The organism is Stenotrophomonas maltophilia group sp. RNC7, assembly GCF_030910085.1.
GTDB classification, from domain to species: domain Bacteria; phylum Pseudomonadota; class Gammaproteobacteria; order Xanthomonadales; family Xanthomonadaceae; genus Stenotrophomonas; species Stenotrophomonas sepilia.
Genome location: NZ_JAVFVN010000413.1, coordinates 1 through 348, shown reverse-complemented (window position 1 = coordinate 348; position 348 = coordinate 1). Strand labels below are relative to the sequence as shown.

The 348-nt window shown below is 61.2% G+C and carries 1 protein-coding gene; it reads right to left on the bottom strand.

Features of this window, described 5'->3' with window-relative positions:
• Positions 1 to 348: helix-turn-helix transcriptional regulator (locus RCF13_RS07185; protein WP_308141010.1), on the bottom strand; the 348-nt coding region annotated here is incomplete at both ends.

Sequence of the window (348 nt, the reverse complement as noted above, 5' to 3'; positions counted from 1 at the left end):
GACCAGATTTCCCATGGGCTGCTGCCCCAGCAGCCATACCTATTGCCATCGCTGCAGCGGTTCGGCGCAAAGCAGCCTGATCGCTCGGCGAACAGGCCGCGTAGTCGGCAACCAGTATGCGTTGTTCTGGAGTGATGGCCGGTTCCGGCTTGAACGAACGAGAGCCGGTTAGCACGTAAGCAACGTCCACTCCAATTGCGGCCAGGGCGGCTAGCTGCACAGCGGTTGGTGAGGAGACGCCCTTTTCCCAATCGATCAGCGTGCGCTTCTTAGCGGCAGCCGCTTCCGCAAACACCGGCTGCGTCAGGCCTAGGCGCTCTCGTTCTTCTTTCAGTCTGGACGCGATGG